We start from the raw sequence: 16,215 nt of genomic DNA, 5'->3' as shown, positions 1-16,215 counted from the left end.
GGAATGGCCAGAAGTGGGGTCTGAGGTGGAATAATCGCGAAATCGCAAATAATCACTTCAATCGTTAGAGTCAAACTGCCGATCACCATAATGACAGAATCCAATGCACGCTAGCCGTGGCCGCAAACCCAAGGGCAGCAAGCCGAAGTCTAAGTTCAGGGTCGGGAACCGAAAAAATGCAAGTCAAAGTCTACGTACCGAAAACCGTCGAGATTCCGAGCGAATACTTGCCTGCTCTGGTGCAACGCGCCAACGAGAACCTGGGTGACGCCGGACGCAGCGTCGCTGCATCACGCGGCCATCTGGTTCGTCAGGCCGTTCGCGATGGTCTGCTTCGCGAATTGGATCACCTGATGAGCGAAGATGACGCGGTCGATCTCTACTGCGATCCCGGCAGCGAGATCCCGTTAGAAATCGAAAATCGCACCGTTACGCTTACCGAACTGCTGGAAGCGTTGCAAAACAAGAAAGCTTCGTGGGGCATCAAGTCCGAAGATCTTTCCGACAAACAGCCCGGCATCACTCCACGACGCCGAGCGGCCTAATTTTCCAGGATTGCGGCCGCACTTTGGGCAAGACGTCTCCGGACAGGATGTGCTAGCAACGCACGTCCTGTCCTCGTTTCTTGGCAAGCTGCGCGTTAGGAGGGGACTTTCTCGATTAGCGTGACTTGGGCGGCCAAGCTAGTTGTCCCACCCAACTTCGTTTCATGCCGCGTGCTGTGCGTTAAAACCCGATCAATTCCTACATCAGCAAACACTGTTATTTCGGCGGCAAGGGCCGAGTAACGTTTCAGGGTGCAGCGACGGGCAGGCGGAATCGAATATGCAAACGGGGCCAACGAGTCGCAAAGCCGATTGCCCGCTATGCGGGACGGCACTTCAGCGCGACGAAGATAGCATCCGCGATTTGTGGAACTGCCACGGTTGCGGCATGACGATCGAATTGGCGCAACAGCGTGCTGATCCGCTGCCAGAGCTGACCGTTGCGCACGCTAGTTCGCCGCGCGACAATACGCCTGAAGATCCGCTTGATCGCTGGCTGTCGGGCAAGCCGATCGAGCGAAAATTGCCGCCCCTCTCACGGCGGATGCAGCATTGGGCGCAGGAGAACTGGGGAGCGGTCACTTGTTTTCTGATCGCACTGTTGGGGGTTGCTGGTTTCGCCGCGCATGCGACGCAAAATTGCGTTGTCGCGCAGCGGCAACTGGCCGACGAACGCGCCGCGCACGCGGTGACGCGCAAGCAAGCCGAATCGCGAAACGAACAATTGCAACTGCTGGTTGACTCGGCCCAGATCAATTCACGCTCGATCGGTAAGCAGTTGGATCAAGCTCGCTTGGAGGCGCGTCGGGATCTCTCGCTACGTCTAGCGGATGAAGCGACCCGGATCGAACAAGCGGCGCCTGCTCGCTCGCTGATGCTGGCGGCCGAGTCGGTTCAAATTGCCAAAGCCACAAATCAGCATCCCGCCGCAGGCGCCGTTCAGGTGCTGTTTGACCAGCTGCAAGATCAGGCCCAAATCGAGCGATCAGGGCACTCCGACACGATCCGTTCACTGGCGATTAGCGCTGATTGTTCGCTCTGGGCTAGCGGCGGCGATGATAACTTGGCTATTCTCCACTCGCTTCAGGGGCCGCGCGTGGCGATTCCGTTGGAAGCTCACTGGAGTCGCGTGAGCCAGGTCAAGTTCTCACCTGATTGCCGCAAGTTGGCGACCGCCAGCTTTGATGCGACGATTTGTTTGTGGGACGTACAGGCCAACGACGTCGGGCAATCGCCGGTTGTGTTGTCAGGCCATGACGAGCGCGTGCTGTCGCTGGATTTTAGCGCTAATTCGCGCTGGTTGCTCTCCAGCGCTCAAGCGGCGCCAGGCAGTCCTAGCGAAATCCTGTTGTGGGATTTGCAGGCCACAGGGCATCCGCATGTGACGCAAACGCTGGGGCAACACTTTGGTCGCGTCCATGCGGCTGTGTTGAGCCCTGATTCACGCTGGGCGTTTACCGCTTCGGCCGATGGATTTGTGCAGCTCTGGCGGCTCAATCCAAAAAGCGGCGATCGGATGACCGTCGCGATGCGAGCGCAACATGGAGTGACCGATCGCGTTTTCTTTTCGTCGGATAGTTCGCAGTTGGTGACTGTTTCGGCAGCAGACAACGCCGAGTGCGTGGTGCGTCGTTGGCAGTTGGGTGAAATGATTCATCCAGAGGTGATCACAACGCTGAAGATGACCCCGTTGGCGGCGGATGTTGACTTTGTGAAAGGAAACATCGCGATCGGCGGCGAACAGGGCGAAATCAAAGTGATCGGTTGGAACGCCAACCGGATCACTCCGGTTGTTGGTCACGAACAGCCAATTCAAATGGTCCGATTTTTACCGGATGGCGCCCTGGTTTCGATCGATCTGCAAGGATCGATTCGTCGCACGAACCTCACCGGCAAATCAGAAGTGGCGCTCGGCGTCATCTTGCCGCAAATCCCCGGTCAAACCGCCGCGGTCGCGATCTCCGCGGATGGACAATGGATCGCCGTAGCGAATGAAAAGCAAGAGGTGATGCTCCGCCAACTCGACCCAGAAATTTTGATGGGCGTCGCCTTTGAACGGCTGCAATCGATGGGCGGCGGATTCGATACGATCGCCACCAAACCAAGCGAGCAACGGTAGGTTCCATTGACTTCTCGTTGTGTGCCCAGCGAACCTTACGCAGTGGCGAGGCCGAAGCTTTCTCGCAACAACTCTACCGACGTTTGCCCAAAGGTTTGCTGCTGGCCGGTCTTGGCATGGATAAAAGTGACTTGGGCCGGGCTGAAGAGCATCGGGTCGATCTGATAGAAGTCAAACTTGGCGTCTCGCAAGATCTTCTCAAACGGCGTTCCATAAGCGGACGAACTGCTGCTGGGAAGTTGGCTGCCGATTTCGGCGATTTCATTACTGCTTGCTTCAACCCACAGCGTCACCTGACCGCCGTACAAAATGGCATCGTTGGTGCGGCCGATTCCTTGCACATCGTTGGAGGCCAATGGAGGAAGCGGAGCGATTCCTGCGGCTCGGACAATTTTGCGCAGATCAAAATGAAGTTCGTGCAATTTATGCAGCGCGGTCTCAACACTGCGCGCGACGATTTGCACGTGTCCGGCAATGCTGGCGGTTCGCGCGACCAACAGCCGTAGTTGTTGCGGTTCGACGCTGCATTGTTTCGCTAGATTGGCGCAAACTTCATCGGGTGGAATCTGTGAAGTTTCCAACACGCCGACGGCGACTTCGCCCGATTCCGAATAACCGAGTTCTGCGATCAGCGGCTCTTTGCCGGCACAGGCTCGCATTGCGCCGGAAGCCATCGCAAAGTAGTCTCCTTGCTGCACTTTCCAGCCGGCGTATTGAGAACCCATGCATGCGATCACCGGCTGATCGGATTTGACTTGCACGTCAAGCGCAGCGCCGGCCAGTTGGCCAGATACCAAACGGACCTCTCCCAGTCCGGCCAGACAGACTTCGGCCAGTTTAATTCCGGCTGCTTGTCCACCGAGCGCGTTGACTCCCAGATCCAAGATCTGCACGCCGCAGCGGCTTTCGCTAAGAATCGCCTGATATTGTTCAGGCTGGTCAACTATTGCCTGTGCTACGTCCCAAGCACGTTGGTTAAGGTTCAAGAGAGGGGCTCCGAGGATGAATTTACTAATCCATGTTGTTTCAGCAAAACGAGTTACTTGCAAGTCTGGCGCAGGGTCGATTGTTACCGCGTCCTGGTCTTCGTAGAATTGGCGCTCGCCACCAGAAGGAGATCTGAGTGCACAATCTGACGATCGAAAATTACGTAAAAGCAATTTACCAAGTCTGCACCCGCGCCGACAAAGACGCCGCGTCGACCGGAGAGTTGGCGACTGCCCTCTCGGTTTCGCCGGGGACCGTCACCAGTATGCTAAAAACTTTGAGCGAAGCCGGTTTGGCCGAGTACATGAAGTACGAAGGAGTGAGCCTAACGCAGTCAGGCAGAACCTTGGCGCTGCGTGTGCTGCGTCGTCACCGCCTGATCGAACTCTTCTTGGTGCGCACGCTCGATCTGACCTGGGACGAAGTCCACGAAGAGGCCGAGCATATGGAGCATGCCGTCAGCGACTTGTTGGTCGATCGAATTGACGAGTTTCTGGGCCATCCCGACACCGACCCGCACGGCGATCCGATCCCCAGGGCCGACGGCAGTATGGTGAGCGTCGATTCAAAAAAATTGACAAAATGGGACCCGGCGCACCCCTTTCGCTTGATTCGCGTGATGGATCAATCCTCCGACTTTTTGCGGTATTTGACCGAAGAATCGCTTGCCCCCGGCTGTGAAGGGAAAATCATCGCGTTTCGCGCTGAAGCCGGCGTGCTCACCATCGAAGTCGATGGCCGGCAGACCACTTTGGGGCTAGACGCGGCGGAGAAATTGTTGGTTTCGGCCATCACGTAAAGCGCTCTCGTCGTTGGGTCCGCTGTGCGGACCCAACGTTGGTTTAACTACACCTGCGGTTGCGGCGCGTTGATTGGTTCGTAGCCCAGAGAGCGGCGGACGACCGATAGTTGCCCGGTGTGCATTCCTTCGTGCCAGACAGCGGTTTCAAAGACGGCGCCGATGTCGTTCAGAAAATCAGGCGTTCCGTCCGGGGTGGGCTTGGACATCGCCGCTTCATCAAACGCATCAAACTCACCCAGCAAGGTGGCGCGACGATCGCGCAGGTATTCCAGGACTTCTGCCGCCGGAGGATAATGCTCGGGATCGGCGACCGGCCGCGAGCCGACTCCAAACAGCGTTTGATAGTCGTCTTTTGATACCGCTTTTTCGGGAGCTACCTGCGTCAGAAAGAAGTTGTCTGTCAGGGCTAAATGACCAGCGATCCAGAGGGCATGATTGGTCTGGTCACAAACCTGCTGCGTCCACTCTTGCGGCGTATGAAAATCTTCCAGCAGACGCTCGGTAAAAGCCCGCGCCGAGGTGAGTCGCTTACGTAGTCGCTGTTTGGGAGTCATCCGGTTTTTATCCGCGATTCTTGGTGAATGTCGTGTTTGGAGGTGCGAAGAACCAGGGGTTGAATCACTTTTCGAGGAGCGTTGTGGGCTCGTCATTTCAGGCGACATTCGACAGGGAACGCCTGCGGGTTCGCGCGACTTTTTCCTGTTCGGCCGCTCACTCTCCGTCTTTTCCGATGCCGCGGAGCATCGCGAGAAACATGTTGACCTGATCGTGGTCAAAATCGTGGAACAGTTCTAGGCGAATGCGCTGGTTTAACGATTCCACAGTTTGCGCCACTTCTGCAAGTCGTTGATGCCCAATGGGGGTCAGATAGATCTGAAGCGATCGACGATCGACCGGGTCTGGCTTTCGCACGATCAAAGCCGCCTGCTCGCTCCGATCCAGCAAGCTGGTGATACTGCTGGCGTCTGCGCAGATTAAATTGGCGATTTCCCGCGGTCTGCAGCCTTCGTTTTGCTGCAGGCAAATCAGCAAATAAAGCTGCGGGGGAGTCAACTGGAACGGGGCGAGTTCTTCAGTATAGAGCCGCGTAACGCGGCGCATCGCGACTCCCAGCTGAAACGAGAGCGAGTTTTCAAGACAAAACGTCATAGGCTACAAATAAATGGTGTTCTAGCAAACGAAATTCTAGGTATCGGCCTCTCGCCGGGTCAAGCGTCTTGATTGATCGATCGCTTGCTCTCTACAATAGGCGTTCCCGTTTTTTCGCAAATCGTAACGGATTTTACCGCAACGGTTTAGGGCCTTTAGAACGCCTAAGCTCCATGCCAGAAGATCTCTACAAAACTTTGGGCGTCCAGCGCTCGGCCACTGCTGATGAAATTCAGAAGGCCTATCGGAAGCTCGCTAAGAAGTACCATCCAGACGTCAATCCGGATGATAAGAAGGCGCAAGATCGCTTTAAAGAGATTCAAAACGCCTACGATGTGCTGGGGGATTCCGAAAAGCGGACCAAGTACGATCAATATGGGCCCGGCTTCGAGCAGATGGGCGCCGGCCCGCAAGGTGGGTCTTGGCGACGTCCCAGCGGCGCCGGAGGAGCAGGCGAAGAGTTTGACTTCAGCGATATCTTTGGGGGTGGTGGTGAAGCTAGCGGTGGTTTTTCGGACATTTTTCGCCAATTTACCAGCGGCGGAGGAGGGCGACGCGCACGCTCGGCTCCGGTTCGCGGCTCGGATCTGCACCATGAAGTGACGGTCCCGTTCCGCACGGCGGTCGAAGGGGGCGAGGTCATGCTCAGTGTTCGCCGCGGCAACAGCGTCGAGACAATCTCGGCCCAGATCCCAGCCGGGATTGAAGCAGGAAAGAAAATTCGCCTCCGCGGACAAGGAGAACCCGGCCCCGGTGGCGGACCGGCCGGCGATATTTTGATCAACGTCCATATCGATCCGCATCGCTGTTTTGTGCGAAACGGCAAAAATCTAGAGGTGAAGGTCCCGATCACCTTGGAAGAAGCAGCCTTGGGAGGCAAGATTGATGTTCCCACGCCGCATGGAACCATCACGCTGACTGTTCCGCCCAATTCTTCCAGCGGCAAACGCTTGCGGATTCGCGGCCAAGGGGTCAAACCCAAGTCGGGAGAGCCTGGTGATTTGTATGCCGAATTGCAGATCAAAATGCCCGCTCAGCTTGATGAGCAAGCACAGGAGTGGATTCGCCAGCTGGGCAAGCTTTACCCGGATGATCCGCGTAAAGAACTGACTTGGTGAGCGGATGAACAACCAAGGGGGGCTCCAATTCGGCAAATCGCAGCGTTTGCTGCGAACGGCTCAGTTTGATCATGTCTTTGCTGGCAAATGTTCGGCCGCCGATGGCATTTTGGTCATTTATATCGCCGAGAATGATGGTCAGGGACCGCGGCTGGGATTGGTCGTTTCCAAAAAAGTAGGCAACGCCGTCCGTCGCAATCGTTGGAAGCGACGTCTGCGCGAAGCGTTTCGGATTCAGCAGGCGCGACTGCCAGAGAACTGTGATCTGGTGGTGATCCCACGTGCTGCGAGCGAGCCGCCGCTAGAGCGACTGTGCCGCAGTTTGGTTGATACCGCACGGCGGGCGAGAAAGAAGCTAACCCAGCGCGGGGCCGCCGAATGAGCGGGCTAGCATTTTTGTGGCAAGCTTTGGATGGGTTGCTAGCGGAGTCAATGATCTTCGCGGTTCGTCTGTATCAGTTTTTTCTGAGTCCCATCTTTGGCCGGCAGTGCATCTACCAGCCGACCTGTAGTCACTACTTCATCGCTGCTGTCAGAAAGTACGGTCCGCTGAGCGGCGCTGTGCGCGGCGCCTGGCGAATCTGTCGCTGCCACCCGTTTAGCCGCGGTGGCTACGATCCTCCGTAAATCATGACGCAAATCGCTCTTGACGGTGCTATCAGATTGAAATAGCCTTCGCCCCGATACATCGACTGGGGAACGCGTCGCAAGGATTGCGATCGCGGCAGCCAAGCCGACAGGGAGCGTCGCACGCTATGACTACTCGGGCATTACAATCTCGTTCTCGACCGCTCACGATTCTGCTGCTTGCCGGCGGTTTGCTGGTCTCGCCGGGCTGCGTCTCGTGGTTTAACGATGATGATACCGCCATCGTGGATGAATCGCCTGCCGATTGGGAACTTTCGCGCGTTGTCGGCGACTTGACCGTTCCGGTCGGTCTACATTTCGCGAAGGTTCAGGGGATTTCGATGGTGACCGGTCTTGATAATACCGGCAGCGATCCTCCCCCGTCTCCGCTGCAAGAGTCGCTGTTGAACGACATGCGGATTCGTAAAATCGCCAACCCAAACACCGAACTCGCGTCGCCGCGAACCTCGCTGGTCATCGCCGAAGCTTACATTCCGCCTGGCGCCCGCGTGGGCGATCGGCTTGATATTCGCGTATTGACCTCGCGAGACTCCGAAACCACTAGCCTAGTGAATGGCTGGATGCTGGAAGTCGCTTTGTCAGATTCGGCCGTTTTAGAAGGTCGGTTGCGCAAGGGAGAAACGATTGCTCGTGCTCACGGCGCCATCCTGACCGACAACATCCGCAGAGGGCAAGAAGATTCAGAGTTACTGCTTAAACGGGGCGTGATTCTTGGCGGAGGGATCCTCAAGAAAGATCGCCCCATTGGACTCGCGATGGGAGCAGAAAACGTCTCGATCCAGGCCAGCGCTCGCGTCGGCCAAGCGATCAACTCACGGTTCTTCAGCTATCAAAACGGCGGCGGCAAAACGGGTGTCGCCAATCCGCTGGATGATAAGAAAATCGAACTTCGAGTCCATCCAAAATATTACGGCAACGTTCCCCGTTTTCTTCGCGTCGTCCGCTATATTCCGATCGGCGACACGACCGAAGAACGCATGCAGCGAATTCAAAATGCCGAAGCCGAGTTGATGATTCCAGAATCGGCGGAATCAGGAGCGATGAAACTTGAAGCTTTGGGCAAAGATTCTCTCGATTCGTTGAAGCAGGGACTTAACTCAAAGAGCCCGCTGGTTCGGTTTTGTGCGGCCGAGGCGCTGGCTTACTTGGACGACTCGGCGTCGATTCCGACGTTGACCGAAGCGGCTCGCAGCCAGTTTGAGTTTCGCCACCGCGCATTTGTCGCGCTTAGCACGCTTGACGACTTGGCGGTCATTGACGAATTGGAAGGTTTGCTTCACTGCGAAAGTGCAGAGGCTCGGTATGGCGCCTTTAACACGTTGCTAGAAAAAACCGGCAAAGCTCCGGTCATTCGCGGCGTCGACATGCGCGGGAAGTTTGTCTTCCATCCGGTTCGCTCGACCGCTTCTCCGCTAATTCACTTTCGCCTGAGCGAGCGTGCCGAAGTGGTTGTGTTTGGCGAGAGCGTTCCGATTCGCACCGACTGCATGCTGCTGATGCCCAAGGGGTTGACCGTCACCGGCACGACCGATGGCAAGATCAAAGTGACCCGCGTTATCGCCGGGCGCGAAAATCGCTCGTTTGTCTGCGAGCCGACCGTCTCTGAGGTGATTAAGGGACTAGTGGACGCCGACAGCGATTATCCAGAGGTGATGAAAGTCATTTACGGCCTGAAACAGCAGGGCGCGATCGAAGCCAAAATCGAAGCCGATTCGTTGGCTCACAACGATCGGGTTTACTATTTGGATCGTGAGGAAGATGACGTTTCGGACTTTGCGGAAGACGAAATGCTGGAAGAAGAAGCCGTTCCGGAGGCTGCTGGTGAAGCAGAAGCGGCGAAAGAGGAATCGATTGAAGAGGTTGCGGAAACCGCCGAGTCCGAAGAAATTGTCGCTAGCGAGAAATCGGAAGAGAAAAGTTGGTGGCGTTTTTGGTAAACTAGTTGACTAGCCACCTGCACAGTCCGGGCCATCTGGATCGTAGGGTGAATGCTGTTTACTCATTCGCGTTTGTCGTGTTTGCGCGACAAACGTCCGGTTCACAATCACCCTCCGCGTACCGTTCGTTTCTATGCTGAAGGCGCTCGAACTTGTCGGATTCAAAAGCTTCGCCGACAAAACGCGGTTCGAGTTTCCCCCAGGCATTACGGTCGTCGTTGGCCCCAATGGTTCTGGTAAGTCTAATATCGTCGATGCGATCAAGTGGGCTTTAGGGGAACAAAGCGCAAAAAGTCTTCGCGGTAAAGAGATGGCGGACGTCATCTTCAAAGGCGCGGCATCGGGAGCTCGCAAAGCGGCGAACTCGGCCGAAGCGACCATCGTCTTTGACAATAGCGAAGGTCAGCTGGCGATTGACTCGCCTGAGGTCCATGTTTCGCGGCGCGTCTATCGCAGCGGCGAAGCCGAATATCTGATCAATCGTCATCCCTGCCGATTGCGCGACGTGCGCGATCTTTGCAGCGGCACCGGGGTGGGGGCTGACGCCTATGCGATTATCGAACAAGGCAAGGTAGATACTCTGCTGCAAGCGTCGGCCCGCGATCGCCGCGCGATATTTGAAGAAGCGGCCGGCATCAGCCGGTTCAAAGCCAAAAAGGTCGAAACGCAGCGGCGACTAGAGCGCGTGGACCAAAACCTGCTGCGCCTGGCCGATATTGTGGATGAGGTCGAAGGACGCCTGAAAAGTGTTCGCGCCCAAGCCGGCAAAGCGCAACGCTACCGAGAATATAGTCAACGCCTGCAAAATTTGCGGGTTAGCGTCGGTTTGCTCGATTGGCGATCGCTGTCAGCTCGGCTGGAAGAATACGATGTCGAGCTTTCGCAGTTGCGTGATGAGTCCGCCTCGTTAACGCAAGCGGTGCAAGCTTCGGAAGAACGCAGCACGGCGCTCGAAAGCGAATCGCGCACCCTCAGCGAAGGCATGGCCCAGGCCGAAGCCGATCTGTCGCGAGCCGAACAGCGGGTAGCCACCCTCTCGGCCGCGTCGAACATGCAGTATCGCCAATTGCATGAGCTGACCAGTGATATCGCAAGCCGTCGCGAGCGGGTCTCGCGACTCAAGTCGGCCGAAGCCTCGTTGATGATCGACGTCGAGTCGATCCGCGGCTTGCTTGCCGCCGCTCGCTTGCAGTATGAGACCGTCGTCGAAGAACTGCATAGCGTTGAAGAGACCGCCGCAGATCTGGAGTCAGGCGTCGAACAGCTGCGTAAAGGGCGAGAGGAACGCCGACAGCGACACGTCGAACTGTTGAAAGAGGCTTCGAGCCTAGAGAACTCGATCGGCGCCATCGAAGCCGAAGTCGCCGCCGCCCAACGAAGATCCAACGAAGTTGGCGAACAATACGGCGAGATCAGCGCCTTGATTGCCAGCCAGCAGATCGAGCTGGCGAATTTTGAAGAAGAAGGCGCCCGCGTCGCGATCGATTTGCAGCACAAGCAAGATCGCTTAGACCTGACGCAAGATCGGTTGAGCCGCCAGCGGGACGATCTGCGGGTCCGCCAAGAGACGCTCTCGACGCTGCAGCATCGCCGCGCTGCGATTCATGAACGATCCAAGGTGCTCGACGAGCTAGAGAAACGTTACGAAGGACTCAACGCCGGCGTGAAAGAAGTGCTGTCACGCGCCCGGGACGAAAAAGAATATCACTTTCGCTCAGTCGCCGGCTTGGTGGCGGATGTGTTTCAGGTCGACGTTCAAATCGCGACCTTGATCGAAATCGCATTGGGAGACGCGGCGCACTACGTCGTCTTGCGTGACAGCGGGCTGGTCGATGCGATTGAGGATGGAACGGTCCACTTTCCGGGGCGCGTCGGCCTGATTGAGCTAGCAAGTTGTTTGCCGCGTATCGGGGAAGGGGACGAAGCGAAGCTGGCCGAAGATAGCGACGTCCGTGGCCGAGCGGACCGCTTTGTCGAGACAGCCGAAGAATTTACGCCGCTGGTCAATCAACTGCTAGGCGATGCCTGGATTGTGAACGATCTCGCCGCCGCTCGTCGCTTGCATCGGCAATATCCGCGCCGTCGCTTTGTGGCCGAGTCCGGCGAGATGCTGGAAGCGGATGGGCGTATCTACGTGGGACCGCGCGCCAACGCGTCAGGCATCATTTCGCGTCGTAGTGAACTGCGGTCGCTGCGTGACCAATTGGCCGATCTGGATGAAGAGATCACCGCCGGTCGCAACGAAATCGCGTCGCTGCAACATGAAATCGCCGAAGCCGACGACGAACTGCGCAGCGCCATCAACGAACATCGAGAAGCGAGTTTGGCGCAGTCCGAGCATCGCGCTCGCTTGGCTTCGGTCCAACAGCAGCTAGAGCACTTGGCGCGCGACCAGCAGCGGAGCGGTCAAGAACAAGAGTCGATTCGCCGCCAGATCGAAGCCGGAGACGCGCGACTGCAGGCGGTGCGTCAATCTTTGGCCGAAAAGCAGCGCGAGACCGCCAACCTAGAAAAAGCGGCCGATGACGATCACGCCAAAGCGGCGATGCTCGAGGCCGAGCGAGCCCAGGTAGGACAGCAAGCGACCAGCCTGAAGATTGAGCTGGCCAAGAGTGAGCAACAAGTCGGCTCGCTCGGGCAACAAGCGAAGCAGACCGAGCAGGCGCTGAGCGAAAAATCGCAAGCCATTGCGGAAAACCGAGAGCGTTTGCTAGCCGAGCAAGTGCAGTATCAGACGCTGGAACGAGAGATTTTGGCCGCCAACGGCGAGCTGGCGCATTTATTTGTGGTTCGCGAGCAACGCTATCGCGAAGTTCACTCAGGCCGCGTGCGTCGTCGTTCGATCGAAACGCAGCGAGCCGAGATTACTGCCGCCGCCCAGCGCATGCGACGCGAGTTGGACGATGTCGCCCAACGTGTCCATCGCAAAGAGCTGGCCGGCGGCGACCTGCGTCACGAACGTGGGACGCTAGCAGCGCGACTGTTGGAAGATTACGGCATCGAGATCAGCCAATACGTCGACCAGCAAGAAGCCGAACCGATTGAGGATCGCCAAGCTGTCGACGAAGAGATCGCCGAGCTGCGTCGCAAAGTGACCAACATCGGCGCCGTCAACGTCGACGCATTGCAAGAGCTGGATGAGTTGGAGCAACGTTTCGCCCATCTGTCCGGTCAGTTGACCGATTTGACCGAAGCAAAGCTCTCGCTCGAAAAGATCATCCAGAAGATCAACGCCGATAGTCGTCGGTTGTTTGAAGAGACGTTGATCACGGTCCGTGATAACTTCCGACTGCTCTTCCGCAAAGTCTTCGGCGGCGGTTCGGCCGACATCGTGCTGGAGGAAGGAGTCGACGTTTTAGAGGCCGGCGTAGACATTGTGGTGACTCCGCCGGGTAAGAACACGCTGCATATCTCTCTGCTAAGCGGCGGCGAGCGTGCTCTGACGGCGGTGACGTTGTTGCTAGCGATATTTCAGTTTCGGCCTAGTCCCTTCTGTATTTTGGACGAGGTCGACGGTCCGCTGGATGAAGCGAACATCGGACGCTTTGTCGACGTCCTGAAAGGGTTCCTGGATTGGACGCGGTTTGTGATCGTGACGCACTCCAAAGCAACGATGGCCGCGGCCTCGACGTTGTATGGGGTCACGATGCAAGAGTCAGGCGTCTCGAAACGGGTCTCGGTGCAGTTTGATGATGTCAGCGAGAACGGCGAGATCTCGCAGGCCGCGGTGGACCGCGACAGCGACGACACGCAGGTTGCGTGAGCGTAAAGACCACCTAATCGTTACGATCGGCGCAACTCTCTCTATCTTCCGCGCATATAATTTAAGGCGCGACGAATTAATCGTCGCCGGCGACATGCTTAGTGCTGTCCATTCTAACCCGGCTAATGGGAACGACTTGCATCGGTCGCACTCGATAGGATTCGGATAGCGCGGGTCGCGCCGTGCGATACGATTTTGGTCGTTGGCGACGACTGTTCGGAAAGATGCTAAAGAATAGCCCCCGTTTCACTCGAAATTAAGCTTCGGAAGGTTTGTTCTATCGAGTTGCGTCCGCAAGACGTCTTGATGAATGGACCGGCAAGGGGGGTACAACTCAGTCAGGGCGTATGCCGCAACGTTTCGCAACGGACGGGAGCGAATCGTAGTGGAGGTACGTCTTCTTTGAGGGGATCCCTTAAGTCGCCACCTCGCCGAATCATCGGATTCGAAGCGACGCGAAGGCGTTGGGAAGCAATATCTCACCCTCTTCGCAGAAGTTCGCTTTCGGTGGTTAGACATATGAGGCGCGGAGTCAGAAGGAACTGAACACGAGCCACAGAAGCGATGCATTTTTATCAGCCCTAACCCAGATGTTTGCGGTAGCCGGACAAGTCCCACTGTCGGCGCGAGGGAAGAAGCGTCAAGGCGATGCTGCAAGCAAGGGCTGGACGCGTGTTTCCGGTTTTTCGGAAACGCGGTGGAGGTCAACTCAACTAGAGAGTAACGGAGAGCCTGAGATGAAGGTCTTCACAACAGGACAGGTCGCGAAGATCTGTAAAGTGGCCCCGCGCACGGTAAGCAAGTGGTTCGATTCGGGCCGTCTTAAAGGTTACCGGATTCCGGGGTCGCAGGACCGCAGAATTCCGCGGGAATATTTGATTAAGTTTTTGAAAGAGCACGGGATGCCCTTGGGTGACCTCGAAGACGAGGCCATGGCCAAGTGTTTGATCGTCGCTCAAGATCAAGTCTTGGTCGAGAACTTGCGTCGTGAACTGCCGCCCGAAAAGTCATTCAAGGTCGCTGTGGCCGCGAGTGGTTTTGAAGCCGGTATTCAAGCCGAGGGTTTTCACCCGGATTGCATCATCGTCGATTTTTCAATCGGTCGCGTCGAAGCGTTGCAGATTTGCCAAAATCTGCGTCGTAACATCGACTTTGCCGAAACGATTCTTATCGCCTTGTTGCCCGATGACGGCAACCCGATGAGCTTCGATCGCTCGACGATCAATGAAACCTTTAAGAAGCCGTTCGATGCCGCTTTGCTGGCTGAGCGTCTTCGCACGCTGATTGGCGCCAAAAAAGAATTGGTCTAATCAGCGATACGATACGAAATCGCCGATACGCAATTACGCCGCGGACAGACCCCCGCGGCGTTTTTTTTGCGCCTAGCGCAAAGTTCTGTCGCCGGCACTAATTCTGCGGTTATCCATCTCCCGTCCCCGCGGTTGAAAACGAGGGTGACTCGCAGATTTGCTGCGAAAAGGCCTCTTTTCAAGGTTCGACGGCAGGGTACCATGGTGGGTTGTCCTAAGTTCAACCCTAGCAGCGGATATGGCCGGCCAATTGACCCATTTCGACGATTCCGGCGCCAGCCGAATGGTCGACGTAAGCGGCAAACCGACGACGGTACGCACGGCGAAAGCCGCAGCGTCCGTGGTGATGGCCGCCGCCACGGCTGCCCGCATCGCCCAACGTGACATGGGTAAAGGGGATGTATTGGAAGTCGCTCGGTTGGCCGGCATTATGGCGGCCAAGCGAACCGGCGATTGGATACCGCTTTGTCATCCCATTCCATTGGAAGGGGTGACGATTGACTTTCGATTTGTCGACGCGACAACCCTAATGATTGAAGCGTCGACTCGAACCACCGGCAAAACCGGCGTCGAGATGGAAGCGCTAACCGCGGCTTCTGCGGCTGCGTTGACCGTATATGACATGTGTAAATCAATCGATCGTGAGATGGAGATTCGTGCGATTCACCTGTTAGAGAAGACAGGCGGGCGCTCGGGTCATTTTGTCCGAACCGTCGATGGCGACCCTGCGGATTCCGCGACACCGCGGTAACGCCGTTTATTCGACCGACAATATTAGGCGATTTTGTTGTGAGCCAAACAGCCAACGGCGTATCCCGCACTTTGCCAGCCGACGTCCAATTCCTTTCGTCGGCTTACGGCGGCATTGCGCCAGAGATGGCCGCCGTCGAAGAAATCCTGACCCGCGAGATGAGTTCGCGGTTTGAATCGGTCAACGAGGTCGTTTCGTACGGCTGCATGCTCGGCGGCAAGCGGATGCGGCCGGCGCTGTTGCTGTTGGCCGCCAAAGCCTGCGGTCACGTGAACGAGGCCCATTACACGCTGGGCGCCGTGATCGAGATGATCCACACCGCGACGCTGGTCCATGACGATGTGCTGGACGAAGCCGATCAACGGCGCCATCTAGCGACAGTCAACTCGCGCTGGAACAACGAGACCAGCGTGCTGCTGGGCGACTTCCTATTTTCTCATGCGTTCTATTTGGCGACGATGCTGCCGACCACCTGCGCCGCCCGCATGATTGGTCGTTCGACCAATGTCGTCTGCGAAGGCGAGTTGCGTCAGATCGCTAGCCGCCAAGCGTTTGACACCACCGAAGAAGAGTACCTCGCGATCATCGACGCCAAAACCGCCGAGCTGTGCGCGTGTGCCTGCGAACTTGGCGCAAGATACGCCGAAGCCAATGACGAGCAAATCGCCGCGCTCGAAAAATTTGGCCGCGATCTCGGCATCGCTTTTCAAATCGCGGACGACCTGCTGGATGTCGAAGGGAACGAAGTCGAAACCGGAAAGTCGCTAGGGACCGATCTCGAGAAGCAAAAGCCGACGCTACCGCTGATCTACGCGCTGCAATTCTTTCAAGCGGAAGATCGCGAACAAGTGTTGGCGATTGTCGAAGGCCCGGCCGATCGCCGCGGCGCCGACTTGCGACCTTGGCTCGCCCAATGCGACGCGACCGGTTACGCTCGTCGCCGCGCCAACGAATATGTCCAATCGGCGATTGACGCGCTCAAGGTCTTGCCGCCGTCCGAAGCCCGCACCACGCTGGAGCAACTCGCCAGCTTTGTGACGGCGCGCTCTTGCTGAGATCGCGCTGATATCCAATTCAGCCCCGCCT

General features: G+C 57.0%; 14 protein-coding genes. 11 read left to right on the top strand and 3 right to left on the bottom strand.

Annotated elements, in window-relative coordinates:
* The first annotated feature begins 176 nt into the window (after positions 1-176).
* A complete protein-coding gene (locus SH421x_RS16975; protein WP_488850723.1) occupies positions 177-545 on the top strand; it encodes a hypothetical protein in 369 nt (122 codons plus the stop codon).
* A gap of 280 nt (positions 546-825) precedes the next feature.
* On the top strand, positions 826-2,664 hold the full coding sequence (locus SH421x_RS16970) for a WD40 repeat domain-containing protein (RefSeq protein ID WP_488850721.1): 1,839 nt from the start codon (positions 826-828) through the stop codon (positions 2,662-2,664).
* Between the two features lie 35 nt (positions 2,665-2,699).
* On the opposite strand, the gene mch is transcribed toward SH421x_RS16970, so the two are convergent.
* Complete coding sequence (mch, locus tag SH421x_RS16965; protein WP_488850719.1) at positions 2,700-3,650, bottom strand: methenyltetrahydromethanopterin cyclohydrolase; 951 nt, start codon at positions 3,648-3,650, stop codon at positions 2,700-2,702.
* Positions 3,651-3,787: 137 nt separating this feature from the next.
* Here mch and SH421x_RS16960 point away from each other — a divergent pair, with 137 nt between their 5' ends.
* The gene (locus SH421x_RS16960; protein WP_488850717.1) at positions 3,788-4,450 is read left to right on the top strand and encodes a metal-dependent transcriptional regulator; all 663 of its coding nucleotides are present in this window, start codon (positions 3,788-3,790) and stop codon (positions 4,448-4,450) included.
* Between the two features lie 47 nt (positions 4,451-4,497).
* Here the strand turns inward: SH421x_RS16960 and SH421x_RS16955 are convergent, their stop codons facing one another.
* Together SH421x_RS16955 and SH421x_RS16950 are read right to left on the bottom strand one after the other, a co-directional pair.
* Positions 4,498-5,007, bottom strand: coding sequence for a DinB family protein (locus SH421x_RS16955; RefSeq protein WP_488850715.1), 510 nt, complete (start codon positions 5,005-5,007; stop codon positions 4,498-4,500).
* Between the two features lie 157 nt (positions 5,008-5,164).
* Positions 5,165-5,602 (bottom strand): MarR family winged helix-turn-helix transcriptional regulator, encoded by a 438-nt coding sequence (locus SH421x_RS16950; protein ID WP_488850713.1) that lies wholly within the window; start codon positions 5,600-5,602, stop codon positions 5,165-5,167.
* A gap of 173 nt (positions 5,603-5,775) precedes the next feature.
* Here SH421x_RS16950 and SH421x_RS16945 point away from each other — a divergent pair, with 173 nt between their 5' ends.
* The 8 genes from SH421x_RS16945 to SH421x_RS16910 all read left to right on the top strand — a co-directional run bounded on the left by SH421x_RS16945 (position 5,776) and on the right by SH421x_RS16910 (position 16,184).
* The gene (locus SH421x_RS16945; RefSeq protein ID WP_488850711.1) at positions 5,776-6,720 is read left to right on the top strand and encodes a DnaJ C-terminal domain-containing protein; all 945 of its coding nucleotides are present in this window, start codon (positions 5,776-5,778) and stop codon (positions 6,718-6,720) included.
* A gap of 4 nt (positions 6,721-6,724) precedes the next feature.
* Positions 6,725-7,102, top strand: coding sequence for a ribonuclease P protein component (gene rnpA, locus SH421x_RS16940; protein ID WP_488850709.1), 378 nt, complete (start codon positions 6,725-6,727; stop codon positions 7,100-7,102).
* Complete coding sequence (yidD, locus tag SH421x_RS16935) at positions 7,099-7,347, top strand: membrane protein insertion efficiency factor YidD (RefSeq protein ID WP_488850707.1); 249 nt, start codon at positions 7,099-7,101, stop codon at positions 7,345-7,347. The genes rnpA and yidD overlap by 4 nt, the downstream gene beginning before the upstream one ends.
* A 128-nt stretch (positions 7,348-7,475) precedes the next feature.
* The gene (locus SH421x_RS16930; RefSeq protein ID WP_488850705.1) at positions 7,476-9,305 is read left to right on the top strand and encodes a flagellar basal body P-ring protein FlgI; all 1,830 of its coding nucleotides are present in this window, start codon (positions 7,476-7,478) and stop codon (positions 9,303-9,305) included.
* A 133-nt stretch (positions 9,306-9,438) separates the two neighbouring features.
* Positions 9,439-13,068 (top strand): chromosome segregation protein SMC, encoded by a 3,630-nt coding sequence (gene smc, locus SH421x_RS16925; RefSeq protein WP_488850703.1) that lies wholly within the window; start codon positions 9,439-9,441, stop codon positions 13,066-13,068.
* Positions 13,069-13,658: 590 nt separating this feature from the next.
* Complete coding sequence (locus SH421x_RS16920) at positions 13,659-14,378, top strand: helix-turn-helix domain-containing protein (protein ID WP_488850701.1); 720 nt, start codon at positions 13,659-13,661, stop codon at positions 14,376-14,378.
* A gap of 238 nt (positions 14,379-14,616) precedes the next feature.
* A complete protein-coding gene (gene moaC, locus SH421x_RS16915) occupies positions 14,617-15,129 on the top strand; it encodes a cyclic pyranopterin monophosphate synthase MoaC (RefSeq protein WP_488850699.1) in 513 nt (170 codons plus the stop codon).
* 38 nt (positions 15,130-15,167) lie between these two features.
* The gene (locus SH421x_RS16910; RefSeq protein WP_488850697.1) at positions 15,168-16,184 is read left to right on the top strand and encodes a polyprenyl synthetase family protein; all 1,017 of its coding nucleotides are present in this window, start codon (positions 15,168-15,170) and stop codon (positions 16,182-16,184) included.
* Positions 16,185-16,215 lie beyond the last annotated feature (31 nt).

The sequence above is a fragment of the Blastopirellula sp. SH421 genome, from assembly GCF_057808535.1.
The sequence above is the reverse complement of the archived record's forward strand: the minus strand, read 5'-3'. Positions and strand labels throughout refer to the sequence as shown.